Below are 25,182 nucleotides of genomic sequence, written 5' to 3' on the forward strand. Positions count from 1 at the left end.
GGAGACAATGCGAGCGGACATGGCGTGCCTTTCCCGTCAGGAAGAATGCTCCGGAGCATAAGCGACAGACGGGCGCTGCGTGCGAAAACGGAAATATTGCCAGTGATCCGGAGGCTCGACGTCAGTTCGCCGGACGCCCCGCCCCGGCGTAATCGTCGCCGGGCCGGTGGAACGTGTGGATCTGGATCGCCTGTCCCTCGGTCGGCGCGTTGATCATCAGGCCGTTCCCGAGATACAGCCCCACGTGGTGGATGTGCGCCGGGCTGCCGTAAAAGACGAGATCGCCCAGTTGCGGTTCCTGCCCGCCGGGAACCGGCGGCATCGAACGGAACTGGCTGTCCGCCGTGCGCGGCAAGGAAACCCCGGCGCTGTCGTAAGAAGCCTTGGTGAGACCCGAGCAGTCGAACCCGGCCGCGCCCGCGTCGGGACCGTTGCCGCCCCACACGTACGGCAGGCCGAGCTGGCCGAGCGCGAACCGCGCGGCGTGCACCGACGGCGCGTTCGACTTCGCCGGGTCCAGGGAAAGCGTCGCGTACAGCTGGGCGTAGCCGAGCACTCGCTGCCGGAACAGCTCCATGCCGCTGCCGTTCTCATACCCGGCCAGCGCCTTCCACCAGCCATTGCCCGCGGACAGGTCGACGCCGCTCGCGCACAGTGCGCGGCCCGCGGCGACGGAGGCGGCCGACGGGTCGGACAGCGCCGGGTTCGCGATGCCGGAAATCTGCGCGCCGTACTTCTTCCACTGCGGCGTCGAAAGCCCCATCGCGGCACCGTCGCCGCGGCCGTGGTTGTTTCCGGCGACGCCGAGGCCCGCCAGGGTGACCCACGACAGGTGACAGTCCGGGCGCTCCTTGCGCATGGTCAGCTCGCCGTTCGCGTAGCCGAGCAACGCGGGAGCCGGGATGTCCAACGGTCCGGCGAGCGAATCCGCCCACTTCTGCAGCGGAGCGGGACCGCCGCCTCCGCCTGCCGCGCCCTGAGCCGGTTCCTGCGCTTGCACCGGGGCGCTCGCCTGCAGCACCGATGGACCGCTGACGGTCTGCGTCGGCACTGGCGCGGTGAGCGCGGCCTGCGCCGGAACGGGAGCGGGCTGATCGCGTCCGGCGACTAGCCAACCCGCGGTGGCGAGTCCGGCGACCAGCGGCAACGCCACGAGCCCTCGATACAGCGCGCCACGAGCCCAAGTGGGCTTCTGCGGCGCGTCGGCGGTGGGGGTCTCCGGCGTCACGGCGTCCAATCTAGAAGAGCGCACCTCTGGGTAACGAGCGAACGGCTTGCACGTTAGGGGGACTCTCATATTGTGGGCACATGGCTGAACTCGACGCGGCGCGGCTGCGGGACGGACTCGGCGGCCGCTACGCCCGCCTCGACGTCGTGGAGACGACCGGTTCCACCAACGCTGACCTGCGGAAAGCCCTCACCGAAGGCGCGGCGGACCGGACCGTTTTGCTGGCCGAACACCAGACGGCAGGCGTGGGACGGCGGGCTCGTTCGTGGAGTTCGCCGAAGGGGGCCGGGCTGTACCTGAGCATCGCGCTGCGCCCGGCGGGCGTGCCGTTCTCCGCGCTCGGCTCACTGTCTGTGGTCGCTGGTCTCGCGGTGCACGCGCTCGCCACCGATCTGGGCGTCGACGTCGCCCTCAAATGGCCTAACGACGTGCTCGCCGGACCGGACCGAGCCAAATGCGCGGGCATCCTCGCCGAGGCCGTCGGCACCGACGACGCGGCTGTGGTGCTGGGCATCGGGCTCAACGTCCTGCCGCTCGGCGACGACGTCCCAGCGGGTCCGGGCGGCCTGCCCGCGACCTCGCTCGCCGAACAGGGCGCGACGACCACCGACCGCACCGAGATCGCGGTCGGCCTGCTGACCAGGTTCGACGACCTCGAACGCCGCTGGCGGACCGCGGGCGGAGACCTCACCGAGGCGGGACTGCTCGGCGACTACCGCGCCCGGTGCGCGACGCTCGGCCAGGACGTCAAGGTGCAGCTGCCGGACGGGTCGACCCTCACCGGCCGCGCCGCGGACCTGGACGCGTCCGGCCAGTTGCAGGTCGACGTCGCCGACGGGCGGCGGCTGACCGTTTTCGCCGGTGATGTGGTGCACGTCCGCCCGGCTTGACCGGAACGGGCGCGCCCGCGCGGGGCCAGCGCCGGTACGGTGGATCCACCTCATCGGCACACATTCGCAGGGGAGCGCCCGCCGTGGCCTATCCGGACGATTTGCTCAGCCAGAACGAGCGCGTGGTGGTGCACAGCCACCCGCACTTCAAGATGCTGATCTTCCCGTTCCTGGCGTTCGTGATCACCGTCGGCGCGGCGGTGTGGCTGTTCGTTCTCGCCAAGGACTTCGCCGGACCGTGGAACAACGTCACGATGATCGCTGTCGCCGTGGTGGCGCTGATCTTCGTGGTGTGGCTGTTCCTCTCGCCGCTGGTCCGCTGGCGCACGACGCACTTCATCGTGACGACCGACCGGCTGATCGCGCGCGAGGGCGTGCTCAAGCGCACCGGCATCGACATCCCGCTGTCGCGGATCAACAGCGTGCAGTTCGAGCACGGCCTGATGGACCGGATCTTCGGCTGCGGCACGCTCATCATCGAGTCGGCCTCGGACGAGCCGCTGCGCTTCGATGACATTCCCCACGTCGAGCACGTGCACACGGTCATTTACCGCGAAGTCAACGACAATCCCTACGACGACTACCACGGCGCGCCCGGTCCGCAGGACACCGAACCTCTGCCCCCGCGCGGCCGGGAACCGCGCGGAAGGAGACGCTGACGTGGGTGCTCGAGAGGTCGGCCTGCCGGAACGGGTCCCCGCGGGCGGATTGCCGCCGCGGGTCGAGATCTGGGAGGTCGGGGCGCGCGACGGGCTGCAGAACGAGGGCTCGGTCGTGCCGGTCGAGGTCAAGCTCGAATTCCTGGACCGGCTCGCCGGAGCCGGGCTGACCACTCTCGAGGCGACCAGCTTCGTGCACCCGAAGTGGGTGCCGCAGCTCGCCGACGCCGAACAGCTGCTCGCCGGGCTCGACCGGCACGACGGCGTCCGGTATCCGGTGCTGGTGCCGAACGACCGCGGCCTCAACCGCGCGCTCGACGCGGGCGTCGACCACATCGCGATCTTCGCCAGCGCCACCGAGACCTTCGCCCAGCGCAACCTGAACTCCACGTTCGACGACCAGTTCGCCATGTTCGAACCGGTGGTCACGCGGGCCCGCAAGGAGGGCCTCGAGGTCCGCGGCTACCTCTCGATGTGCTTCGGCGACCCGTGGGAAGGCGTGGTCGCGGCGGAGCAGGTCGTGCGCGCGGGCAAGCGGCTGCTCGACTTCGGCTGCTCGCAGCTCTCGCTCGGCGACACCATCGGCGTCGCCACCACGAACCAGGTCACCCGGCTGATCGAGGCCTTCGGCGATACTTCGGCGCTCGCCGTGCACTTCCACGACACCTACGGCCAGGCGCTGGCCAACACCGAGGCCGCGCTCCGCGCCGGGGTGTCCACTGTGGACTCGTCGGCCGGCGGTCTCGGCGGCTGCCCGTACGCCGAGTCGGCGACCGGCAACCTGGCGACCGAGGACCTGGTCTGGCTGCTGGAAGGACTGGGCGTGGAGCACGGCGTCGACCTCGGCAAGCTGGTGGAGACCAGCGTGTGGATGGCCGGGCAGCTGGGCCGTCCGTCGCCGTCGCGGGTCGTGAACGCGCTTGCCGGATAGCGTCGTCGAGTTCGTCCCGCTCGGGGCGGAGACGTGGGCGTTGTTCGAGCGGCTCTTCGGTCCGGGCGGGGTGCAGGGCGGCTGCTGGTGTTCGTTCTTCCGGCTCAGCGGTCCGGACTACAAGGCCGTCGGCCGCGAGGGCCGCAAGGAGCACGTCCGGAGCGAGGCTCAGGACGGGAAACCGTTGGGGCTGCTGGGAATCATCGACGGTGAACCGCTCGGCTGGGTGGCCGTGTCGCCGCGGAAGGACAATCCGCGGCTGGCGCGGTCGCGCGTGATGGCGTCGGACGAACCCGGCGCGGTCTGGTCGATCACCTGCTTCTACATCCACCGGCGCGGCCGTCGGCGCGGGCTGGCGACGGCGTTGCTGCGGGCCGCCGTGGACTACGCAGCCGAACAGGGCGCGGAAAGCGTCGAGGGATATCCGGTGGAGGCCGGACCTCGGACGACCTCCGCGGACCTCTATCACGGCTCCACCGGCATGTTCACCGACGCGGGCTTCGAGGCGGTCGAGAAGCGCGGCCTGGCCCGCGCGTTGGTGCGGCGGCGCATCCCCGTCGCCCGATAAGGTGGGTTTCCCGCTCGCCCGGAACCTTCCGGCGCGAGCGAGCGTCCGACCCGGTGCCGGCACGACCGAGAAGAGGGTGCCAGTGTCCGACCGACCCGAACCCGCAGACACCGACGTCGCCACCGGCCCGGTGCGCGTGCCCGCGCAATACGGCGGGTTGCTCGAGCGCGGCTTCGACGAGGTGCCCACCCCGCCAACGGGCACCGGAGTGCTGCCCGCGCACAGCCGTCCGCCGGTCGGTTCTCCGCGCACGGACCGGGAAAGCGTGCTGGCGCTGTTCGCCGTGCACATGTTCCCGCTCGGCCATTTGCCGGTGGCCGCGGACCGTCCGGACCGGCAGTTGCCGCTGCCCTCGGACGGGGTCGCCCGGCGTCCGCTGTTCGACCATCCGGAATCGGCGCTGCTCGATGACACGGCGGTGCTCGGATACGTCAAACAGGGCTTTCGTCGTTCGCCCGCGCCGCCGGTCGATCCGGAGCCGCCCCAGGCGGTCACTGAAGGCTATGCGCCGCCAGCGGGTCCGGAGTGGGAGCGCCGATTCGTGGTCGGCGCCGAGTACGTGTGGCCGCCCGCGGAGGGCTGCGTCGAAGAGCCGAATCCGGTGGTATTGCCGGAAAACACGCTGCTGGACCGCTTCGGCAGCGACCACGGCCGGGTGTTCGCGCCGGACGGCACGCCGTTCGCGGAGCGCGCTTTGCCGCCCGCCGCGCTGCGTTCCGGCTACCGCCGTTATCGCGTGCTGAAGCCGATGCCGGTGTGGCAAGCCACGTCGGCGGAGTGGTTCGACGGGCCGGGCGGCGGAATCCGCTACCGTGCGGTGCTCTCCGCGGACGAACTGGTCACGCTGGGATTCCTGGTTGATGTCACGCGGGAGGCACGATGAACAGCCAATCGATCCGGAAATGGCTGGACGTCATCGGGGTGCCCGAGGAAGTCGTGTCGATCGGCCGGGAAGCGGACAACACGTGGTGCCTGCTGCCGACTGCGGACGGCGGCTGGGAAGTGTTCTGGCGCGAGCAGGGCAACCGCTACGACTGGGCCGCGTTCACCTCCGAGCAGGTCGCCTGCCACTACCTCTTCGGCAGGCTGACCTGGTCACAGGTGGCGCGCGGCGCGGTCGGCGTGCTGCCCGGCGCTCACTGACGGCGCAGGATCGCCAGCGCCTCGTCGTGCAGGAGGCCGTTCGTGGACAGCGCTGAGCCGCCTTCGTAGGTCTCCGCGCCGGAAAGGTCGGTGAACCGGCCGCCCGCCTCGGTCACGATCACCTGCGCGGCGGCGACGTCCCACGGGTTCACGATGCACTCGGCCGCGACGTCCATCGCGCCCTCGGCGACGAGGCAGTGGCTCCAGAAATCGCCGAACGCGCGCGACTCCCAGCACGCCTCGGTGAGCGCGAGGTACCTCTCGCGGGAGCGGTACTCGGTCCAGCTGTTCAAGTCCGTCGTGGACAGATAGGCGTCGCCGAGCGTCGCCACCTTCGACACCGACATGCGCCGTTCGCCCGCCGCGTCGCGCAAGTGCGCGCCTTCGCCCCGAGCGGCCCACCAACGACGGCCCAGCAACGGCGCGCTGATCATGCCGACCACCGGAGTGCCGTCCTCGACGAGCGCGATCAGCGTCGCCCACACCGGGACGCCGCGCAGGAAGTTCTTGGTCCCGTCGATCGGGTCGATCACCCACGCGCGGCCTTCGCTGCCCGCGGTGCCGCCGCGTTCCTCGCCCGCGACCGCGTCGCCGGGCCGTTCCGCGGCGAGGATTTCGCGGATCGCGTCCTCCACGGCGGTGTCGGCGTCGGTCACCGGAGTGCGGTCCGGTTTCGCGGACACCGCGAGGTCGAGCGCACGGAAACGGGCAGTGGTCAGCGCGTCGGCGGCGTCCGCCAGCCGGGTGGCGAGAACGAGGTCATCCGAGTAGGCAGGCACGGTCACGATGGTTTCACGCCCGTGCGCCGTAAGGTTGGCCAGGTGAGCATGGTCCTACTTGCCGAAGACGATCCGGCCATCGCCGAGCCGCTGTCCCGCGCGCTGCACCGGGAGGGGTACGAGATCGAGGTCGTCACCGACGGGCCGGCGGTGCTCGCCGCGACCGCCGCGCACCGCGTCGACCTGCTCGTGCTCGATCTCGGGCTGCCCGGGATGGACGGGCTGGAGGTGTGCCGCAGACTGCGCGCGAGCGGCACCGAACTGCCGGTCCTGATGCTCACCGCGCGTACCGACGAGGTCGATTTCGTCGTCGGCCTCGACGCGGGCGCGGACGATTACGTCGCCAAGCCGTTCCGCCTCGCGGAACTTCTCGCGCGGATCCGCGCGCTGCTGCGCCGCCGGGTGCCGGAGGTGCTGGAAGCGGGCGGCGTCCGGATGGATCTCGGCGCGCGACTGGTCACAGTGGACTCCCACGAGGTGCAGCTGGCGAACAAGGAGTTCGAGCTGCTGCGCGTGCTGATGAGCCGGGCCGGGCAGGTCGTCAGCCGCGACGAGATCCTCGCCGAGGTGTGGAACGACCTGGAGTCCAAGACGTCGAAGACCCTCGACATGCACATGTCCTGGCTGCGCCGCAAACTCGCGGTCGCCGCCGACGAGGCGGCGGGCAGGCAGGCGAAACCGGCGCACTCCGACGCCGAACGGCGCATCGCGACCGTGCGCGGCGTGGGGTTCCGGTTCAATGTCGAGTAGCCGCCGATGAGCATGCGCCGCCGGATCCTGCTGGCGATCCTCCTCGCCGTGCTGGTCACCGCGGCCGTGCTGGGCATCCCGCTCGGCGTCACCGCGTGGCGGCTGGTGGAGAACCTCAACCGGGAAAGCCTGGCCGAACGGGCCCGCAACATCGCCGCGACGGTCGATACGCAGGTCGCGAACGGCCAGGAAATCGACCTGGAGCAGTTTCGGGTCGGCGTTCCCGAGGGCGGCATGCTGATCGTGCGCGCCGAGGGCTTCAGCGAGAAACACCTCGGCGCGAACCCCGGCCCGGACCCAGTGGTCGAATCAGTCCCGACCGCCCGCAGCGGCACGGTAATGCTGGCGATCCCGAGCGGTCCGGTTCGCACGAAGCAGACTCAGGTGACGCTGCTGGTCGTGCTGCTGGTGGTCCTGTCGGTCGGTACCGGCACGGTGGTGGCGACAGTGACCGCCCGCCGCCTGGCGAAACCGCTGCGGCACGTCGCAGACCGCGCGTCCCGCCTGGGCGGCGGCGATTTCCGCCCCGACCCGAGCCGGTATCGCGTGGCCGAACTGGACATGGTCGCTGAAGCCTTGGACACGTCCGGGTCCGCCTTGGCACAGCTCGTGCAGCGGGAACGGCAGCTGGTCGGGGACGTCTCGCACCAGCTGCGGAGCCGGTTGACCGCTCTGCAGCTCCGGTTGGAACCTCTGACCGGCCATGAAGACCCAGACGTCGCGGAGGAATCCCGGGCCGCGCAGGAACAAGCCGACCGCCTAGCCCAAGCCCTGGATGAGCTTCTGGCCGCCGCCCGCGCCGCCCGCGAGGTAGATGCCGAGCCCGTCGATCTGCCGGTGACGCTGCCCGCGGTCGCGGAGGAATGGCGTCAGCTGCTGCGAGTCGAGGGCCGGAACTTGCGGCTGAAGGTCGCCGACGGCTTGATGGTGCGCGTGACCCCGGCGCGGCTGCGCGAGGTGATCGGGGTACTGCTGGACAACGCCCTCCGCCACGGTGCGGGGACCGTCACGCTGTCCGCCCGCCGCGGCGATGCGGAGGGGACCGTGGTGATCGAGGTCGCGGACACCGGCTCTGGCGTGCCGGACGAAATCGCGCCGCACATTTTCGAACGCGGTTTTTCTGGCGGGGGTTCGACTGGGGTCGGTTTGGCTTTGGCGCGTGCTCTTGTCGAGGCGGATGGCGGGCGGCTGGAACTGTCGAATAAGCGCCCGGCGATTTTCAGCCTGTTCTTGAAGGTCCCGCGCCCGGATGAGGTGGGGGAATTACGGTGGCCCGCGGAGCCGGTTCCTCGTTGAGGAGGATGCGGACAGCTTGCCGCAGGTCGGTTGCGGTGCGGTGGGGCGGTTGCTGATCTTGCGGCCAGGTGCGGTGGTGGCTGATCCAGACGGTGCGAATTCCGGCGCTATGCCCGCCTGCGATGTCGAGGTGGGGACTGTCGCCGATGAGCCAATCGTCGGGTGACAACGTGGTTCCGCAGTTTTGCGCGGCTCGACGAAAGATGCGCGGATCCGGTTTGCGCAGTCCTACGGCGTCGGAAATGCAGTAACCGTCGACCGCTTCGGCGAGACCGGTGCGCTGGAGTTTCGCTAGCTGGTTGTCCCGTATCCCATTGGTGACAATGCCGATTCGCCATCCGGTGGCACGCAGGGAACCGAGGTCGTCCAGCACGTCCGGGTAGAGCTGCACCAGGTGCGGGATTCTCGCGCGATAGTTCGCCCAAAGCTGGTCAGCTGGCTCGGCCAAGTCGAACTTCTGCCGCACCTCGGCGAAGAACCGGTCCAGCGGACCTTCGCGCCGCGCGGCGATCAGCCAGGCCGCCGCGTCGTCGGGGAGCCGGTGCTGGGAAGCGAATTCCGTGGTCCAGCGGGAAAACGCCCCGCTGAGATCGGTCAGCGTGTCGTCAAGGTCGACCAGCGCCAGCCGGGTCACCGGGGAAGCCGGGTAACCCCGTCCTTGCGCCGTTCCCCCAGCTCATCCGGGAAAACCCACTTCTTGAACCCCCAGAACCGGAACACCATCGCCAGCAGCATGCCGATGATCGACCCGCTCGCGAAGTCCGCGACCTCCTGCACGAAGCGCGACACGTTCGGCACTTCCAGGTGCAGCCAATAGCGCGAGATCAGCAGCGGAATGAGGTTCACCACCACCGCGACGCCGCTGATCACGAAGAACAGCGTCGCCTCGTGCGCGCGTTCGCGGCCGCCGCGGGTGCGGAACGACCATTCGCGGTTGAGGACGTACGACACGATCGTCGCGACGATGATCGCGATCGCCTTCGCCGTGGTCGGTTTCGACTCCAGCACGCTGAGCTTCAGCAGGTACCAGACGCCGTTGTCGACCAGGAAGGTCGTGCCGCCCACGATCGCGAACTTCAGCAGCTCCCGGTGCTTCACGAGCACGGAGCGCAACGGCTCGGGGGTGCGGGCGAGCACGGTTTCGACGACGGTCACGTATCGCAGTCTAGAGAATTCGAGGTCACGGCAGGTCTCAGGCGGCCTTACGGTCCGGAATATCCGGATTGTCATTCCGCCCCGGGTCCGTCCGGGCGCCCTCCGTAGGAAAAACCCACTTCTTGAACGCCCACCAGCGGAACAGCGTCCCGAGCAGAGTGCCGATGATCATCCCGCTCACGAAGTCGGCGGACTCCTGGCCGACCAGGCTCACGTGCGGCACCTGCAGGTCCAGCACATACCGCGAAACCCACTGCGGCAACGCGTTCAGCCCGAGCGCGACCCCGCTGATCAGGAAAAACAGCGCGGCCTCGTGCGCGCGTTCCCGTCCGCCGCGAGTGCGGAACGCCCACTCCCGATTCGCGACGTAGGAAAAGATCGTGGCGACCAGCACACCGACGATCAGCGCGGTGACCGGATGGGTCCGCAGCACGGTGAACTTCAGGACGTACGTGATCGTCAGCGTGATGACGAAGCTCGTGCCGCCGACCAGGGCGAAACGGACCAGCTCACGGTGCTTCGCCAGGAGTTCGCGCACCTGGCGGACGCTACTCCGTGAACCAGCCGAAGAACCCCCGGGGTTCGACCGACGGCGGACGGTTGTCGTGGTTACCGGGTTTGCCGGGCTTGCCGTTCGAACTGGGGTCCGGCGGCGCGCTCGTGGTGGCGGCCGGGCTGCTGGACGTCGGGTCCGGGGTCTCGTCGTCGGGAGACGTCGAGGTCGGCGGGGCGGTGCTCGGCTTCGGATGCTTCGACGAACTCGGCGTGTGGCTCTTCGAGGTCGAGGTCGGCGGCAGCGGCACCGATGTGGACGACCACGGCCCGATCGTCGGGTCGTGGCACATGTTCAACCAGCAGCCGAGCGGCACCGGCACCGGTTTAGCCGAAGCGTTGCCGAGCGACGCGTTGACCGTGACGGTGAGCGGGCCTTCGAATGGCTCGCGGTCCACGGCGACCCACAGCTCCGCCGTCTCGCCCGGAAGCAGTGGCTTGACACTGGTGCAGCTCAAGCTCGAATCGGTGGACGTGCACTCGAACCGCTTGACGCTGAACGGCCCCGTCGCACTGTGGTCGAAGGTGACCGTGACAGGTTTCGTGCTCTGTCCGGTGTTCTTCGCCTCGGCACGGATCTCCGGACGCAGCTTCCATGGCAGGCCGAATGCGTTGGCGGACAGCGACAGGGCGTCCTTCGGGGGATTGACCTTCACCCGGACATTGACGTCGACCTTCATCGAAGCACCCGCAGTGACCGAACCGGTCACTTCGCCGCCCTTCGCGTTCTCGTCCGCCTGCAACCGGAACATCAGCACAGCAGACTGGCCAGGCTGCAACCCGCTGCCGGTCTTGCACGTGACCGTGCCCGTGCCGCCTGGGCACGCGACCTGCATCGGGCCGGACTGTGCGGCCGCCTCGCTGGAGTACGCGCCCGCCGCGCCGCCACCGTTCGCCTGGACGGCCCGCACGCCAGACGGCAGGCCCAAGGTCGCCTGAACGGGATCGGACACGGAGTTGCCGCTGTTGCGCACGGTGATCGGCAACGCGACCGGCCCGCCGCCCGGCTGGAGCTCCACCCCGTTGGGCGGCAGGGACGTGGACAGCTGCGGAGTCCCGGCAGGCGGGTTCTGGGCTGGCGGCTGCGCCGGCGGCGCGGCCGGAGGTGCCGCAGGCGGCGGCACAGCCGGAGGCGCGGGCTGAGCAGGCGGCGGGGCCTGCGGTGCCGGAGGCGCGGCCGGAGGAGCCGGGGGAGCGGGCTTCGGCGCAGGTGCGGGCGCGGCGGCCGGCGGCGCGGGCGCCTGCTGAGCGGCCGGAATGGTCTGCGTCCCACCACCAGCGGCCAGGGCAACAGCAACCGCGGCCACCATCGCGGCCCCGGACATCGCAACGCCAGCGAACTGCCGAGGCGCGGACGCGGCTGCCGCCGCACCGGCCTTGGCTCCGCCTGCCGCAGCCGCGCCAGCACCGACCGCGGCGGCACCGGCGGTAGCCGCGCTCGCCTTGGCCGCACCGATCGTGGCCAGGTACCCGAGAGCGGCACCGCCCAGGACGATCGGGGCGATGATCGCGCGCAGGCTGCCGTTGACGTCGGCCAGTTCGGCCGCCAGCATGCGGCATTCGTCGCATTCGTCGAGGTGGTTTTCGACCTGCGAGCGTTCGCGCTTGGACAGTCCGTCGCGCGTCCAGGCACCGAGCCGCTCGGCCGTCGCGCGGCAGCGGTCCGCACCGTTCTCCTGCAGGTGGACCTGCAGATAAGCCTGCCGGAGCCCTTCCCGGGCGCGGTAGGCAAGCGCGGACACGCCGTTCGCGGTCAGCCCGAGCAGCGGCGCGACTTCAGCCGGGCTCTGCTGCTCGATTTCGGTGTGCCACAGCACTGCCTGCCAGCGTTCCGGCAGCCGCGCGAACGCTTTCGCGGCCATCGTGCGCTCGAGGCCCGCGACGGCGGTGTCCGAGAACGGCACGGTGAGCGCCTCGCCGGCGGTCCCGCCGACGTCGCTCATGTCCTCGTTGAGGTCGATCCGGCGGTCGCGGCGGGTCTTGTCATACGCGGTGTGCCGCAGCGCGGTAAGCAAATACGCGCGGAAGGCGCTGTCCGGGCCCTTTCCGCCACGCAGCGTGTCCAGAACCTTCGAGAACGCCTCCGACACGAGGTCGTCGGCCTCCGAGCTGGACCGCGCGAGCTGGCGGGCGAGGTTGTGCGCGGCGCCGCTGTGCCGCTCGTAGAGCGGACCGTAGGACGCGATCTTTCCCGCGCGCACCTCTGCGATCAGCTCGGCGTCACTCTTACCGGAGAGATCGGCGGGAACGGTGGACACGGGGCTCCTTTAAGGCTGCGCGCGCGGCGGACTCCACGCGCCTTACTCCCTACAACGCACACCAAGTGTGACGGATGCGGCGACACTCGTCACGCCGTGGTCCGTCAGATGGCTCAGTAGGAGCAGCAAGTTCACCTCCTCGTCTGGTGATTAGCCGAAAAAGATCGGGGAAAACGCGTCACGAGGGGAGTGCCGCCGCGTCCCCTCCGTGATTGGGGAACAAGATCGACACGTACCGGAAGGAGCTGGGGGTTCGGTGGACGTACCGGCGACCGGGGCGCGGTTCGGCTCCGCAGGCGACTCGTCGGGGGACGAGACGCGTGCGAGGTTCGAGCGGGACCGCCATTTGCGGGCATTGCGAGCTCGCTGGCGAACAGCCAGCCTCGCGGCCGGCTGGCGTTTCCCGAGCGACTGGGCATTGCCCGAAGTGGACGCGGTGTGCGCGGCAGTCGTGCGGCACGGCTCGACCGGCGCGGAAAACGCGCTGGCCGGACTGGGCCGGGCGCGGGCCGCGGCGGGAGCGGGGCTGTCGGAAACGCTGTCCGACCTGGCCGCACTGCACGCGGTGCTCGCCGACCCGGACGCGATCGACGGATTCGTCTCGCCGGACGTCGACGCCACTCCGGCCCGGCTGCTCCGCGTAACCGCGCTGGCCTGGGCCGATGTCGCCACCGACCAGCTCGTGCACACCGAGGTCACCGACCCGCTCACCGGCCTGCCGTCCGCGGCGTACCTGCGGACGAGGCTCGGCGAGATCTACCGCGGCGGCGTCAACGAAGCGAACGTGCTGCTCACCGTGTCGCTGGACCTGACGGCGGTTTCCGGCTGGCCTCGGCTGACCGCGATGATCCTCGCCGCGGACGCCGTCCGAGCCGTGTTCGACACCGGCGAGTGCTACGCGACGATCGGTCCGTCCGCGGTCGCGGTGCTGGCCGAACGCAACGAACGCCTGGCCACGCGCGGGGTCGCGTTGCGAAGGGCGCTCAACGAACGCCTTTCGGTGGATCCGCAGCTGCGCGACGTCGCCCGTCCGCTCGTGTCGGCGGTGCGGCTTCCGGGGACCCACGACCGGGCCTGCGAACTGCTGACGGAACTGGCGCACAGCTGAGCCCCGGTCCCCCTTCCCGACCAGCATTCCCGCGTTCGTGCTTTCCTGGTGTGGTGACCAGGACCGTACCCTCCGCTGCCGACGGCGAAGCTCCGGTGAATCGATCCGGGCAGCCCCGGCTGGCTCTGCGCCGATCTCTGGCACGGCTCTCCGTGCGCCCGCGTTCGATGCTCATCTTCGCGGTGTTCCCGCTGCTCGCGATCGCGGTGGGGTTCTGGGGCTGGACGCACGACTGGAACCTCGGCGTGGACAGCGCCGTCTACCGGGCAGGCGCGCTGCAGCTGCTGCGCGGGGACAACCTCTACGACGCGAACACGCTGCCCACCGAGCCGGGCTGGGCGCTGCTGCCGTTCACCTACCCGCCGACGGCGGCGCTGCTGTTCGCGCCGCTCGCGCTCGTTCCGGTGCAGGTCGCGTGGGGTTTCCTGACCGTGGTGTCGCTAGGCGCGCTCGCGCTGTCGGTGCGGATCGCGATCGGCGCACTGCCCCGCCCGGCCGCCGACGGACCCCGCTGGTGGGCCTCGCCCGCGCGGTCGACCATCGTGTTCTTCCTGGTCTTCCTCGGCCTGGAACCGGTGTGGCGGACGATCTTCCTCGGGCAGATCAACCTGATCCTGATGGCGATGGTCCTGCTGGACATGCTCGTCATCGGCGCGCGCGGCAGCCGCTGGGGCGGCGTGCTCGTCGGGCTCGCGGCCGCGATCAAGCTGACGCCCATCGTCTTTCTCGGCCATCTGCTCGTCACCGGCCGCTGGAAAGACGCTTTGCGCGGATTGGCGACTTTCGTCGGAATGCAGGCGCTGCTGTTCCTGATCAACCCGCACGATTCGTGGAAATACTGGACCAAAACGCTGCCCGACACCGGCCGGATCGGCCCGGTGCACTGGGCGGGCAACCAGTCCCTGAACGCCCTGATGAACCGCGCCACGGACCTGGCCCCGTGGGCCTCGAGCGCGGCGACCGTCATCGGCCTGGTGCTGGCGATTCCGGCGCTGTGGCTGATGTTCCGCTTCCACCGGCGCGGGCAGGCGCTGGCCGCGCTGCTCGTCACGGCGTTCTGGATCTTGCTGATCTCGCCGATTTCCTGGACGCACCACTGGGTCTGGGTCGCGCCGCTGGTCGTGCTCCTGGTGTCCAGGCTGCCGAAAACGACCCCGGCGACCGCGTGGAAACGGTGGCTGGGGACGTTCCTGGTGGCGTTCGTGTTCGTCAGCTGCGTGTTGTTGATCTTGCCGAACGGCCGGAATGTCGAGCTGCATTGGAAGGTGTGGCAGAACATTCTTGGCGACGCTTACATCCTGATGCCGGTGGTCCTGGCGGTGGCGCTGGTCCTGCGGTGGGGTCTGCAGCGGCGTGCTCGCAACCGGGCTCGGCGCGAGTCTGTGGATTCTCCGTAGCCTCTTTGCGCTGGTCGGAGGCTTGCTCACGGTTTTTGTCGGTGGTGGCGATTACTGTCTGGATCGCGGTGGTTACGCGGCCGTCCGGAGCCTGACTCGCGGACGGGCACGGCCTTCGTTCTGATCCGGCGTTTGCCCGGGCAGATCAACCGAATAGTGAGCTTTTGTTACCCCGCTTGACCGCCGTAGAAGTCGCCCAGCGCGGTGCGGGTGTACTGGATCAGCAGATCGGCGTGTGCGAAGTCGTCCGGAAGACAGTCGCGTGCTGCGGTGAGCAACTCGTCGAACCGGAAGGGCGGCGTGACGGTCCTGGCGAGCGGGTGCCGTTCGCGGAGTTGCTTCATCAGCTCGGCGAGGTAGACGACGGCTGAATTGGAGTCGGTGCTCCAGAGCCAGACGAGCACGTCGCCGAATCCCGCGGGGAAGGCCAGCGGCCGGGTCTCGCCGGTGAGCATCCCGGTGGCCACGCCGGGGAGGCTGGCTTGCCGGAGGGCGTGAAGAACCGGACGCGGGAGAGTGACGGATTCCATCCGGCCATCCTGCTGCAGCGGGCTGGTTGAGGTGGGGTTTCGGTGCCTGGGTGTTGCCGGGGTGTCGCTGTTGAGGCTTGGGCGCTGTTGTGGTGGTCCCGTTTGGGCGGAACTGTTGCGGTGGTCCCCGTTGGGCGGAAGTGGGCGCGCATGGGTGGTTGGCCAGGCCGGTTGGGCGGAACTGCGCGTCGTCACGGTCGGTTTCGCTGACTCTCGCCCGGTGAATGCAGCTGTCGTCGGCTCAGCTGTCGCTGATTCAGCGGTCGTCGGCTCAGCGGTCGCAGACTCGGCTTGAGCGAGCCGATCCCCGCCTTCGCCGCGCTTCTGCCGAGACGCTTCCGCAGGAGCGAGATCCTTCCGGCCGCTGCCCGGCTGGCCCCACGGGCGTGCGTGCCGGTTCCCGCCGACCGGCCCATCGATCCCAGCCGTCCCCGATCCGCCCCCGCGTCGAGCCCGCCAGCCGTGTTCGCCGCGCGTTTGCTGGACGGCTCGCGGAGGCGCGAGAGCCTCCCGCGCATCGCCCGCCCGGCCCCACCAGCCGTGCACGCCACCTCGCCCGGTTCCCGCCAACCCCACCCGCCCCCAACCGCCAACCTCGTCCCGCCATCCGCCACCTCCGCCGCAGGTCGCCGACGGTCCGCCAGCTCCCGCCCAGTAACCTGGTCTCCGCTATGGACAAACGAACCGGTCTTCCCATCGTCGGCATGGTGGGCGGCGGGCAGCTCGCCCGCATGACGCAGCAGGCGGCGATTTCCCTCGGCCAGTCGCTGAAGGTGCTGGCGGCCGACGAGGGCGACGCGGCGGCCCTCGTGGCCAGCGACGTCGTGCTCGGCCACCACACCGACCTCGACGCGCTGATCGACTTCGCCCGCCAGGTCGACGTGGTCACCTTCGACCACGAGCACGTACCCGGCGAGCACCTGCTCACCCTTGCCACCGAGGGCTTCGTCGTCCGCCCCGCGCCCACCGCGCTCGGGTTCGCGCAGAACAAGCTCGTGATGCGCGAGATGATGGCCGGCCTCGGCGTGCCCGGCCCCGCGTTCGCCGAAGTGTCCACTGTGGACGATGTGGTGACGTTCGGCGGCGAGCACGGCTGGCCGGTGGTGCTGAAGGCGTCGCGCGGCGGGTACGACGGCCGGGGCGTCTGGATGCTCGACACCGCGCAGCAGGCCCGCGAGACCGTTCCCGAACTCCTCGAAGCAGGCACCGAGCTGCTGGTCGAGGAGAAGGTCGCGATGAAGCGCGAGCTGTCCGCGCTGGTCGCGCGCTCGCCGTTCGGCCAGGGCGCGGCGTACCCGGTGGTCGAGACCGTGCAGACGAACGGCATCAACACCGAGGTCCTCGCCCCCGCGCCGGGGCTGGCCGAGTCGCGCGTGCACGAGGCGCAGGAGCTGGCACTGCGCATCGCGTCGACGCTGGACGTCACCGGGCTGCTCGCGGTCGAACTGTTCGAGACCGAGACCGGCCTGCTGGTCAACGAACTGGCGATGCGCCCGCACAACTCCGGCCACTGGACCATGGACGGCTCGCGCACCTCGCAGTTCGAGCAGCACCTGCGCGGCGTCCTGGACTACCCGCTCGGCCGCACCGACCTGATCGCGCCCGCGTGCGTGATGGCGAACGTGCTCGGCGCGGACGTCTCGCCGCAGATGAGCCCGGACGAGCGCGTCCACCACCTGTTCGCGCGGTTCCCCGAGGTGAAAATCCACCTCTACGGCAAGCAGGACCGGCCGGGCCGCAAGCTCGGGCACGTCAACTTCGTCGGCGACCGCATGGACGACCTGCGCGATCGTGCGCTGCTGTCCGCGCACTGGCTGTCCCACGCCGTCTGGCTCGACGGCTACGAGATCCACTGAAGGGGAACACAATGGCGCCGCAGGTGGGCGTGATCATGGGCAGCGACTCCGACTGGCCGGTGATGGAGGCCGCGGGGCAAGCGCTGGACGAGTTCGGCGTCGAGTACGAGGTCGGCGTCTACTCGGCACACCGCACCCCGCAGCGGATGCTGGACTACGCGAAGTCCGCGGCCGACCGGGGCATCCGCACGATCATCGCGGGCGCGGGCGGCGCCGCGCACCTGCCGGGCATGGTCGCGTCGGCGACGGTGCTGCCGGTGATCGGCGTGCCGGTTCCGCTGAAGTACCTGGACGGCATGGACTCGCTGCTGTCGATCGTGCAGATGCCCGCGGGCATCCCGGTCGCGACCGTGTCCGTCGGCGGGGCGCGCAACGCCGGTCTCCTCGCGGTCCGCATCCTCGCCGCCGCTGACCTGCAGCTGCAGGCGAAACTGACGCAGTTCCAGGAGGACCTGGAGCAGCTGGTGCTCGACAAGGACGCCAAACTCCGCGAAAAAGCGGGCAAGTAGCGCGCGGATGCCGGTCCGGAACCGGCATCCGCACTCGCCTCCAGGCTCAAGCCGGGTCAGGCAGCTGCTTCCGCAATTCGCGCTTCAGCACCTTGCCCGCCGCCGAGACCGGGATCTCCGCCACGAAATGCAGCTCCCGCAAGCGTTTGTACGGCAGAACCTTCTCGTTCACCGCCGCCATCAGCTGCTCGGCGTCCACTGAGGAATCCGGCCGACGCACCACGAACGCCACCGGCAGCTCGCCGACCTCCGGGCTGGGCCGCCCGACCACCGCCGCCGATAGCACGCCCGGCGACGCGCTCAGCAGCTCCTCCAATTCACGCGGAAAGACGTTGTACCCCTTGTACAGCAGCATGTCCTTCTTGCGATCCACAATGGACAGATAGCCGTCCTCGTCCAAAACGCCGATGTCGCCGGTGTGCAGCCATCCGTCGACCAGCGCGGCGGCGGTCTCTTCCGGACGGTTCCGGTACCCGCGCATCACCTGCGGCCCGCGCAAGCACACCTCGCCCTCTTGCCCCGGCGGCAACGGCTCCTCGCTCCCGTCCGCGACGAGCTTGACCTCAGTGTCGAAGATCGGCCTGCCGACCGACCCGACCTTGCGCACGCCGGACCGGTAACTCGGCGAGATCACCGCGCCCATCGTCACCTCGGTGAGCCCGTATCCCTCGGCGATCACGACGTCAGGGAACCGCTGGTGCAGCGCACGGATCATCTCGTGGCTCATCGGCGCGGCGCCGGAGCCGATGTTGCGCACCGACGACAGGTCGGCAGTGTGGAACGCAGGCGTCGCCAGCAACGCCGCGAACAGCGCGGGCGCGCCGCCGATAGTCGTGACCTGCAGTCGCTCAGCGTCCGCGACATACGCCGCCGGATCGAACCGGGCATGCAGCACGGTCGTGCCACCGCCCATCAGCGGACCGTTGAGCCCCGCGATCACGCCCATCGCGTGGAACCACGGCGTCAAGTTGATCGCGGTGCCGGTGCCAAGCCGGGTCGGCCATTCGTCCGGGCTGCCGACCTGGTCGATCGTCAGGTCGCCGTTCGCGTCGAGCGCCGGTACCGAGCCGGACGACCAGCACGTGTGCTGCAGCGTGTTCGTGACGACGTTGCGATGCGTGAGCTCGACGCCCTTGGACCGCCCAGTCGTGCCACCCGTGTAGGCGAGATGCGCGAGGTCGTGGTCCACATCGGTCGCCACGTCAGGCCTGGTCGCAGGCTGGTCAGCGAAGAACTCGCGGAACTCCACGCTCCCCTCGCCGAGCTCGCCAGCAGGCGAGACGACGATCGTGAGCCGCGCCGGAATCCGGCCAGCGACCGCCGCGAGCGTGCCCGCGACCGGCCCGAACGTCACCACCGCAGCGGCCCCGCAGTCAGTGAGCTGGAAGGCAAGGTCATCCGGCGGGAGGAGCGGATTCGTCGGACTGAACGTCGCCCCCGCCAGCAGAATGCCGTGGTAGGCGATCGGATACGCGAGACAGTTCGGCAGATGCACGGCGACCACGTCGCCCCGGCCGATGCCGCGCGCGAGCAACGCCTGCGCGAACCGGCAGGCGGCCTGCCAGGTCTGCGCGAACGTGAGCTGGTCGTCGCCCATCGCGAACGCGACGCGATCGCCGTAGCGCGTCGCGGCACCGGCGAGCACCGAACCTATCGGCACCCGGGGGTAGTCAAGAGAAGCGGGCAATCCGGGCGGCGGGGTCGACGCAGTGGCAGCCATCACGTGACCATACGAACCGTGAGGCCGAGGACACAAGCAGCGAGCCGCCGCGTTCGGTGTGAACGCGGGCTAACATCGGGGGACTTTCTCCCGTTTCGCTGCAGAAGAGGTGACTGAAGGTGGCCGAGGGCCTGTATCAGCTGGCCGAAGAGCACGAGGAACTGCGCGCCGCGGTCCGGGCTCTAGCCGAAAAGGAGATCGCCCCGTACGCGGCGGAGGTCGACGAACAGGAGCGCTATCCGGTCGAGGCCAACCAAGCGCTCGTCAAGGCAGGCTTCAACGCCGTCCACATCGGAGAGGAATACGACGGCCAGGGCGCCGACGCCATCGGCGCATGCATCGTGATCGAGGAAGTCGCCCGCGTCGACGCGTCGGCATCGCTCATTCCGGCGGTCAACAAGCTGGGCACCCAGCCGATCATCCTGTCCGGTTCGGAAGCACTGAAGAAGCTGGTCCTGCCGTCCATCGCAGCGGGCGAAGCGTCCGCGTCCTACGCCCTGTCCGAGCGCGAGGCCGGTTCGGACACCGCGTCAATGCGCACCCGCGCCCGCCTCGACGGCGACCACTGGGTCCTCAACGGCACCAAATGCTGGATCACCAACGCCGGCGAATCGTCGTGGTACACGGTGATGGCCGTAACCGATCCCAACGCGGAAAAGAAGGCCAACGGCATTTCCGCGTTCGTCGTGCACAAGGACGACCCAGGCTTCTCGGTGGGCCCGAAGGAAAAGAAGCTGGGCATCAAGGGTTCCCCAACCCGAGAGATCTACTTCGAAAACTGCACCATCCCCGCGGACCGCATCATCGGCGAACCAGGAACCGGCCTGAAAACCGCCCTGCGCACCCTGGACCACACCCGCCCGACCATCGGCGCGCAAGCCCTCGGAATCGCCCAGGGCGCCCTGGACGCAGCCGTCGCATACGTCAAGGAACGCAAGCAATTCGGCAAGGCAATCGCGGAATTCCAAGGAATCCAGTTCATGCTGGCCGACATGGGAACGAAAATCGAAGCCGCCCGCCACCTGGTGTACGCCTCCGCAGCGTCCTCCGAACGCGGAGACAAGCGCGCCAGCTTCACCGCGTCGGCAGCCAAGGCCTACGCGTCTGACGTAGCAATGTCGGTAACCACGGACGCAGTGCAATTGTTCGGCGGCGCAGGCTACACCCGAGACTTCCCAGTCGAACGAATGATGCGCGACGCGAAGATCACGCAGATTTATGAAGGCACGAACCAAATCCAAAAGGTCGTAATGGCGCGGTCCCTGCTGAAGGGCTGAACTCCCGACGGCTCCCTGAAGAGCCCCGCTACCCAGGTCGGGTGGCGGGGCTCTTCTTGTGCTCGATCTTGCCGTTTCCGGATGCGTGACTGGCTACAGTTACGACCGGGAGACTTTGACGTCGCAGGGGAGAGACTGTCGAATGAAGGTGCGCTTCGCTAGTTTGACCGCTGCTGCGGTGGCAGGAGCTGCGTTCGTTGCGGGGTGTTCCGGAAGCCCTACGCCAGCCCCGGATCTTGGCTCAGCTACTGGGAAGACGCCGCAGCAACCGTAGCGGACATGGCCATCGCCAACCTGAAGCACGGGCGGGTGCGTGACCCATGTGGCGCTTCGCTGTCTTTGCGCCACGGTCGCCTCTGCTCGGGTCCGGTGCACAGTGGGGTGAGTTTGTCAGTTTCCGTCACCTCGCTGTGAGCAGGTGGTTACAGTGACAGTCGGAGGGGCCTCAGGACTGGTTGCCTGGTCAAGAGGTGGTGCGCGGTGCACGGGAGGGTGGGCATGGCTGAGAACGACCCAGGGAAAGCGATAGAAACGACGGGGTGGTTGACCGGGCTGCCGATCACCGTCGTGGGTGCGGCGATGAACGTGGCCAAAGGGGTGTCGGACGCTGCTGCTGTCGCATCTGCCACGCAGGCTGGGGCCGGGTTCACCTTGAGTCCAGATGAGGCGCGTTCACTGCTCGACCGGGCGAAGCGACTTCGCGACAATGCCATGAAGATGAGGTCGAGCGCCGAAGCGTTAACACTGCTTACGCCGCCTGCGCAGGATCCGGGGAGCATCGGGTTCAATCAGCAGGCGGTCAAGACCTTCGCTGCGGGTAAAGACTCGAATGAGCAGGTGTACGGCTATATGGTGGAATTGATCGGCCGATTAGAAAAGGCCATGGGCATAGTCCACGAGTCGGACGGTCAAGCGGCTGCGGACGTGAAGAATGTTGGCAGTGGTGGTCAGGGCAAGGGGATTGTCGGATGAAGGCGCAGTTCGTTGCCGTGGCTGCTGGTGTGGTCGCGGCAGTCGCGTGCGTTTCGGGATGTTCAGGTGGTTCGGGGTCGGGTGGGTCTCCCGCTTCGGTAAGCGCTCCAGTCTCGCCCTCGGGCACAGGGAAGACGCTGCCTTATGCAGGTGCCCCGAAGGTCGAGAATCCATTGCCGGATTCGGTGCTGTCGGCGCATCCGTGCGATAGTGCGCTCACCCCGGATCAAGTGGGCGCGGCTCTGACTCAAAAACCGCGGGGCGAACATGACGACAAGCCTGAACTCGGTGCGCAGTGTCATTGGATCAACAGTGATGTCGGTGCTGGCGTAAGCGTAATTTATGTCACCAAGGTGACGGACGGACTGAGTGCGGTTTATGCGAATACGAAACCGCAGTCTACGGTGTGGCGTCCCCTTTCGCCTATTCAGGGACTTCCGGCGGTTGCCCACTCAACGTATAGCACCGAAGGATCCAAGTCGTTTTGTCAAGTAAGTGTCGGCATTAGTGACAAATATACCGTTGGTGTTTCGGTTAATCTCAGCCCGGCGAAGGTCGGCGCACAGCATGATCCATGTGATGCCGCTACGCAGGTCGCTGGAATGGTCGTCACCAATCTGAAGCAGAAGGCGGGTGCGTGACCGGTGGGGTTCTTCGACTTCATCGGTGACGGAGCCAAGTGGATTGGCGACCGTATCAGTGACGCGGATGACTGGGTCAATGACCGGCTCAAGGACGCCGGTGGTTGGTTTTCCGACTTCTACCACGGAAACCTCGGCGACCAAGCCGTTCCGGCTCCGGCGATTGTGCAGCAGGTTCAGCAAGGGCCGGGGACATCGTCGTGGGACAGTGGCAGTTCCACGGTTCAGAAGATGATCCAGGAGCACAACCAGAACAGCGACGACGCCCAGCAGATCACCACCATGCTCGAATCTGTCTGGACCGGTGACGGTGCGGATGCGGCTCGCGCGAGGCTCAGACCCTTGTCTGATGCCTCGGCTACCTCTGCGCAGGCTTATGTCGTTAATGGACAGAAGCTGGTCGACACCACGCACGGCTACAACGATATGAAGATCGCGCTGCAGTCGATGCCACCGACACCCCCGCACAAGAATCTTTGGGACCAGGGGACTCCGTGGGACACCGATACCGAGAAGCAGATCAACGAGTACAACGCGGCGGCTAACCACAACGTTGAGCGGTATCAGAAGTACGCGGACCAGGCCAAGACCAACGGTCAGGGGCTGAATAGCAATTATGGTCAGGTTTCCGGGTTCGACGGGCAGAATCTCAAGATCGATTCTGGTGGCGATCACGCGAAGGGTAAGCACGAGAAGGCTTACCGGGGGCCGGGGCGGGATTCTGGTGGGCCGGGGCGTGGGCCTGGGGCCAGTGGCGGGGTTGGGAACTGGCCGGGAGGCAGCGAGGCCGGGACCAGTCGGCCTGGGACTAGTGGGTCCGGGACGAGCGGGCCGGGGATTAGTGGGCCTGGGGCCGCTGGGCCTGGCAGCAGTGGTGCGGGGAGCAGTGGGGCGGTTGGCGGAACTGGCGGGGTGCCGTTCCATCCAGGGAGTGCGGGAAGCGGCGGGACGTACCCGGGGAGCACCGACGGGACGTCGACGTCTGGGTGGACGCCGCCGTCGGTTGATCGGGTCGGAGGGTCCAATTGGACACCGTCGACGCCGACCTCCTGGGGGACTGGGGGCGGTAGCAGCAGCAACAACAGCGTTGGCGGCTGGGCACCCGGCGGGTTTGGGCCGCTCGGTGGGGGCGGCGAAGCGGGAACTGGTGGTCGTGGCGGAGGGATCGCGGCGCGGCTTGGCGGGGGCGCGGGCGTAGGCACAGGAGCGGGCACCGGAGTGGGTGCGGGGGAAGAGGGCCGCGCAGCGGCAGCCGCGGCGGGGAAGGGTGCGGCTGGAGCCAAGGGGAGCCCGGGGATGGGTGGCATGGCCGGCGGCGGAAAAGGCAAAGGCGAGGAAGACAAAGAACACCAGCGCAAGTACGGAATCGAAGACGACTCCGCGTTCTCTCTCGTCGACGAGAACGGCGAGCGGGCCCTCGATCCGCGCACTGGGCTGCCCCCGACACCCCCGACGATTGGTGGTTGAGGGGTTCGATGACGATCATCGACAGGCCGTTGCGGATGCCGCGGCCGGTGTTTTTGGCGCTTTGGCACGCTGAGGGCCTTGGGAAAGCGCCGGTGGTGGTTGAGGACACCCCGATGTACTTGACCGAGGAAGGTGCGGCCGAAAGGGCGAAGCGGACACGGGATCTTCTTGCGCAGCTTGGCGAAACAGCGGCGGAAGCGTTGCGTGGCACGTTAAAGCTGCTCGCTACCGCGCGGCATGAGGTGTACGGGTGGACTGACTTCGGCACTCACCAAGAGGACAACGGGGCGATTCTCGTTGCGGCAAACGGGCAAGAAGCCGTGCGGTTGATTACGGACGCGGAATCTGTCCAGCTTGACCCGGTGTCACCCCGCGAGTTGGCGGCTTGTTTGGTCATGGCGATGCCGGACTGTCCTCCGGCGGCGGTTCGGGCGATGCAGGTCAGCCGGGAGTATTACGACGGGGGCGGCAGTGCCGATCCGCTGGCCGAGGAGGGGGGCGACGCGGACGAGTTGCGGTATCTGATGCGGGCGCCGCGCGACGCGGTGCATCAGTTGCATGCCGCGGTCCGGGACGAGACGGGCGGGCGCCGGTACAGCTCGCCGTTGTCGGTCATCGACCTCAGCGGGCGGGGGCGGGTGCTGAGCTTCCAGAGCACAAGGGATGGCGCCGCGCGGATCAGCGTCTACCCGGGAAACCGGGCGTCCTTGATCGATGCGGTGGATCGAACGCTCGCCGGCTTGCGATAAAAACTAGTAACCGCGTTTCCCTTTCTCGTGTTCCGCGTTAACCAATGCGTCGGGTTCACAGAGAGGTGAAACGGTATGGGCGTACGCGCGTTCGGACGAGGCATGGTCCTCCTGGCGGCGACGGTGGTCGCGCTCGGCGGCGGCACCGCGGTGGCATCGGGGGCAACCGGGAAAGAACCGACCGGGCCGGTGCAGCCGAACATCATCGCCGCGGCGATCTACTCGGTCGGGCAGCCGACGATCGCGCCGCCGGGGGCCAACGACTGGAACTGCAAACCCTCCGCCGAGCATCCGAACCCGGTGTTGCTGTCCAATGGCACCACGGCCAACGCGTACGAGAACTGGGCGAATCTGTCCCAGAAGCTCGCCAACGCGGGGTACTGCGTGTTCGCGGGGAACTTCGGCGGGTCGCCGGGGGCGTTCCTGCAGACGGTCGGGCCGGTGGCGGGGACCGCGGGCCAGTTGGCGACCTTCGGGGACAAGATTCTGAAGGCGACGGGGGCTTCGAAGCTCGACGTCGTCGGGCATTCGCAGGGCGGGATGAACCCGCGTTACTGGATCAAGTACCTCGGCGGCGCCAGCAAGATCGGCAAGCTGATCGGGCTGTCTCCGTCCAATTACGGCACCAACCTGTTCGGCCTGCTGACCGCGATCCAGGCGATTCCGCCCGCGCGTGACCTGGTGGGAGTGACCCTGTCATGATTTCCGTGTAAGCCACGGATGGTTTCTTCTTTTATTCTAGTGGAG

26 protein-coding genes are annotated in these 25,182 nt (G+C 68.5%); 18 read left to right on the plus strand and 8 right to left on the minus strand.

What is annotated here, in order from left to right; all coding sequences use genetic code 11:
• Window positions 1-121: 121 nt before the first annotated feature.
• Entirely contained in the window at window positions 122-1,228 is a 1,107-nt protein-coding gene (locus tag ACFORO_RS21885; protein WP_377874416.1) for a C40 family peptidase, read from the minus strand.
• An 80-nt stretch (window positions 1,229-1,308) separates the two neighbouring features.
• On the opposite strand from ACFORO_RS21885, the gene ACFORO_RS21890 reads away from it, so the two are divergent.
• From ACFORO_RS21890 to ACFORO_RS21915, 6 genes are all read left to right on the plus strand, one after another.
• Window positions 1,309-2,118, plus strand: coding sequence for a biotin--[acetyl-CoA-carboxylase] ligase (locus ACFORO_RS21890; RefSeq protein WP_354745338.1), 810 nt, complete (start codon window positions 1,309-1,311; stop codon window positions 2,116-2,118).
• 83 nt (window positions 2,119-2,201) lie between these two features.
• Window positions 2,202-2,777, plus strand: coding sequence for a PH domain-containing protein (locus tag ACFORO_RS21895; protein WP_354745339.1), 576 nt, complete (start codon window positions 2,202-2,204; stop codon window positions 2,775-2,777).
• A 1-nt stretch (window position 2,778) separates the two neighbouring features.
• A complete protein-coding gene (locus ACFORO_RS21900) occupies window positions 2,779-3,708 on the plus strand; it encodes a hydroxymethylglutaryl-CoA lyase (RefSeq protein ID WP_116204770.1) in 930 nt (309 codons plus the stop codon).
• Window positions 3,698-4,276, plus strand: a complete 579-nt coding sequence (locus tag ACFORO_RS21905; RefSeq protein WP_377874419.1) for a GNAT family N-acetyltransferase — start codon at window positions 3,698-3,700, stop codon at window positions 4,274-4,276. The genes ACFORO_RS21900 and ACFORO_RS21905 overlap by 11 nt, the downstream gene beginning before the upstream one ends.
• A gap of 82 nt (window positions 4,277-4,358) precedes the next feature.
• Window positions 4,359-5,159, plus strand: coding sequence for a TNT domain-containing protein (locus ACFORO_RS21910; RefSeq protein ID WP_377874421.1), 801 nt, complete (start codon window positions 4,359-4,361; stop codon window positions 5,157-5,159).
• Window positions 5,156-5,419, plus strand: a complete 264-nt coding sequence (locus tag ACFORO_RS21915) for a hypothetical protein (protein WP_377874423.1) — start codon at window positions 5,156-5,158, stop codon at window positions 5,417-5,419. Before ACFORO_RS21910 ends, ACFORO_RS21915 begins: the two co-directional genes overlap by 4 nt.
• Here ACFORO_RS21915 and hisN read toward each other — a convergent pair.
• The gene (hisN, locus tag ACFORO_RS21920) at window positions 5,413-6,204 is read right to left on the minus strand and encodes a histidinol-phosphatase (protein ID WP_377874425.1); all 792 of its coding nucleotides are present in this window, start codon (window positions 6,202-6,204) and stop codon (window positions 5,413-5,415) included. The two genes, ACFORO_RS21915 and hisN, sit on opposite strands and share 7 nt — an antisense overlap.
• Before the next feature lie 42 nt (window positions 6,205-6,246).
• Here hisN and ACFORO_RS21925 point away from each other — a divergent pair, with 42 nt between their 5' ends.
• The gene (locus ACFORO_RS21925) at window positions 6,247-6,948 is read left to right on the plus strand and encodes a response regulator transcription factor (protein ID WP_009072764.1); all 702 of its coding nucleotides are present in this window, start codon (window positions 6,247-6,249) and stop codon (window positions 6,946-6,948) included.
• A gap of 12 nt (window positions 6,949-6,960) precedes the next feature.
• The gene (locus ACFORO_RS21930; RefSeq protein ID WP_354745434.1) at window positions 6,961-8,244 is read left to right on the plus strand and encodes an ATP-binding protein; all 1,284 of its coding nucleotides are present in this window, start codon (window positions 6,961-6,963) and stop codon (window positions 8,242-8,244) included.
• Here ACFORO_RS21930 and ACFORO_RS21935 read toward each other — a convergent pair.
• Genes ACFORO_RS21935 through ACFORO_RS21950 form a run of 4 tightly spaced genes read right to left on the minus strand, consistent with a single transcriptional unit; the run spans window position 8,168 to window position 12,209 of the window.
• Window positions 8,168-8,878, minus strand: coding sequence for an HAD family hydrolase (locus tag ACFORO_RS21935; protein WP_377874427.1), 711 nt, complete (start codon window positions 8,876-8,878; stop codon window positions 8,168-8,170). The genes ACFORO_RS21930 and ACFORO_RS21935 overlap by 77 nt on opposite strands.
• Window positions 8,875-9,399 carry a GtrA family protein gene (locus tag ACFORO_RS21940; RefSeq protein WP_344288785.1) on the minus strand — a complete coding sequence of 175 codons (525 nt, stop codon included), beginning with the start codon at window positions 9,397-9,399 and terminating at the stop codon, window positions 8,875-8,877. The genes ACFORO_RS21935 and ACFORO_RS21940 overlap by 4 nt, the downstream gene beginning before the upstream one ends.
• A 37-nt stretch (window positions 9,400-9,436) precedes the next feature.
• Window positions 9,437-9,937, minus strand: coding sequence for a GtrA family protein (locus ACFORO_RS21945; RefSeq protein WP_377874430.1), 501 nt, complete (start codon window positions 9,935-9,937; stop codon window positions 9,437-9,439).
• Window positions 9,938-9,947: 10 nt separating this feature from the next.
• Entirely contained in the window at window positions 9,948-12,209 is a 2,262-nt protein-coding gene (locus ACFORO_RS21950; protein ID WP_377874432.1) for a sigma-70 family RNA polymerase sigma factor, read from the minus strand.
• A 256-nt stretch (window positions 12,210-12,465) separates the two neighbouring features.
• Here ACFORO_RS21950 and ACFORO_RS21955 point away from each other — a divergent pair, with 256 nt between their 5' ends.
• Together ACFORO_RS21955 and ACFORO_RS21960 are read left to right on the plus strand one after the other, a co-directional pair.
• On the plus strand, window positions 12,466-13,317 hold the full coding sequence (locus ACFORO_RS21955) for a hypothetical protein (RefSeq protein WP_162834763.1): 852 nt from the start codon (window positions 12,466-12,468) through the stop codon (window positions 13,315-13,317).
• A gap of 53 nt (window positions 13,318-13,370) precedes the next feature.
• Window positions 13,371-14,714: a glycosyltransferase 87 family protein gene (locus tag ACFORO_RS21960; RefSeq protein WP_377874434.1), complete on the plus strand. Its 1,344-nt coding sequence runs from the start codon at window positions 13,371-13,373 to the stop codon at window positions 14,712-14,714.
• A gap of 167 nt (window positions 14,715-14,881) precedes the next feature.
• Here the strand turns inward: ACFORO_RS21960 and ACFORO_RS21965 are convergent, their stop codons facing one another.
• A complete protein-coding gene (locus tag ACFORO_RS21965; RefSeq protein ID WP_377874436.1) occupies window positions 14,882-15,244 on the minus strand; it encodes a hypothetical protein in 363 nt (120 codons plus the stop codon).
• A 671-nt stretch (window positions 15,245-15,915) separates the two neighbouring features.
• On the opposite strand from ACFORO_RS21965, the gene ACFORO_RS21970 reads away from it, so the two are divergent.
• Window positions 15,916-17,100 carry a 5-(carboxyamino)imidazole ribonucleotide synthase gene (locus tag ACFORO_RS21970; RefSeq protein WP_377874438.1) on the plus strand — a complete coding sequence of 395 codons (1,185 nt, stop codon included), beginning with the start codon at window positions 15,916-15,918 and terminating at the stop codon, window positions 17,098-17,100.
• A gap of 11 nt (window positions 17,101-17,111) precedes the next feature.
• Window positions 17,112-17,609 carry a 5-(carboxyamino)imidazole ribonucleotide mutase gene (gene purE, locus ACFORO_RS21975; RefSeq protein WP_101435814.1) on the plus strand — a complete coding sequence of 166 codons (498 nt, stop codon included), beginning with the start codon at window positions 17,112-17,114 and terminating at the stop codon, window positions 17,607-17,609.
• A 46-nt stretch (window positions 17,610-17,655) separates the two neighbouring features.
• Here the strand turns inward: purE and ACFORO_RS21980 are convergent, their stop codons facing one another.
• A complete protein-coding gene (locus ACFORO_RS21980) occupies window positions 17,656-19,329 on the minus strand; it encodes a class I adenylate-forming enzyme family protein (protein WP_377874441.1) in 1,674 nt (557 codons plus the stop codon).
• 119 nt (window positions 19,330-19,448) lie between these two features.
• Between ACFORO_RS21980 and ACFORO_RS21985 the strand changes: the two genes are divergently transcribed.
• The 6 genes from ACFORO_RS21985 (at window position 19,449) to ACFORO_RS22010 (ending at window position 25,137) form a co-directional block, all read left to right on the plus strand.
• Window positions 19,449-20,606 (plus strand): acyl-CoA dehydrogenase family protein, encoded by a 1,158-nt coding sequence (locus ACFORO_RS21985; RefSeq protein WP_377874443.1) that lies wholly within the window; start codon window positions 19,449-19,451, stop codon window positions 20,604-20,606.
• 498 nt (window positions 20,607-21,104) lie between these two features.
• On the plus strand, window positions 21,105-21,578 hold the full coding sequence (locus tag ACFORO_RS21990; RefSeq protein WP_354745366.1) for a hypothetical protein: 474 nt from the start codon (window positions 21,105-21,107) through the stop codon (window positions 21,576-21,578).
• Window positions 21,575-22,219 carry a DUF3558 domain-containing protein gene (locus ACFORO_RS21995; protein WP_377874445.1) on the plus strand — a complete coding sequence of 215 codons (645 nt, stop codon included), beginning with the start codon at window positions 21,575-21,577 and terminating at the stop codon, window positions 22,217-22,219. Before ACFORO_RS21990 ends, ACFORO_RS21995 begins: the two co-directional genes overlap by 4 nt.
• Window positions 22,220-22,222: 3 nt before the next feature.
• Window positions 22,223-23,686 carry a hypothetical protein gene (locus ACFORO_RS22000; RefSeq protein WP_377874447.1) on the plus strand — a complete coding sequence of 488 codons (1,464 nt, stop codon included), beginning with the start codon at window positions 22,223-22,225 and terminating at the stop codon, window positions 23,684-23,686.
• Window positions 23,687-23,694: 8 nt separating this feature from the next.
• A complete protein-coding gene (locus tag ACFORO_RS22005; protein ID WP_377874449.1) occupies window positions 23,695-24,435 on the plus strand; it encodes an ESX secretion-associated protein EspG in 741 nt (246 codons plus the stop codon).
• A 75-nt stretch (window positions 24,436-24,510) separates the two neighbouring features.
• Complete coding sequence (locus tag ACFORO_RS22010) at window positions 24,511-25,137, plus strand: esterase/lipase family protein (RefSeq protein WP_377874451.1); 627 nt, start codon at window positions 24,511-24,513, stop codon at window positions 25,135-25,137.
• Window positions 25,138-25,182: the final 45 nt, after the last annotated feature.

It is taken from the genome of Amycolatopsis halotolerans (assembly GCF_042647905.1).
In the GTDB taxonomy this organism is placed as follows: domain Bacteria; phylum Actinomycetota; class Actinomycetes; order Mycobacteriales; family Pseudonocardiaceae; genus Amycolatopsis; species Amycolatopsis halotolerans.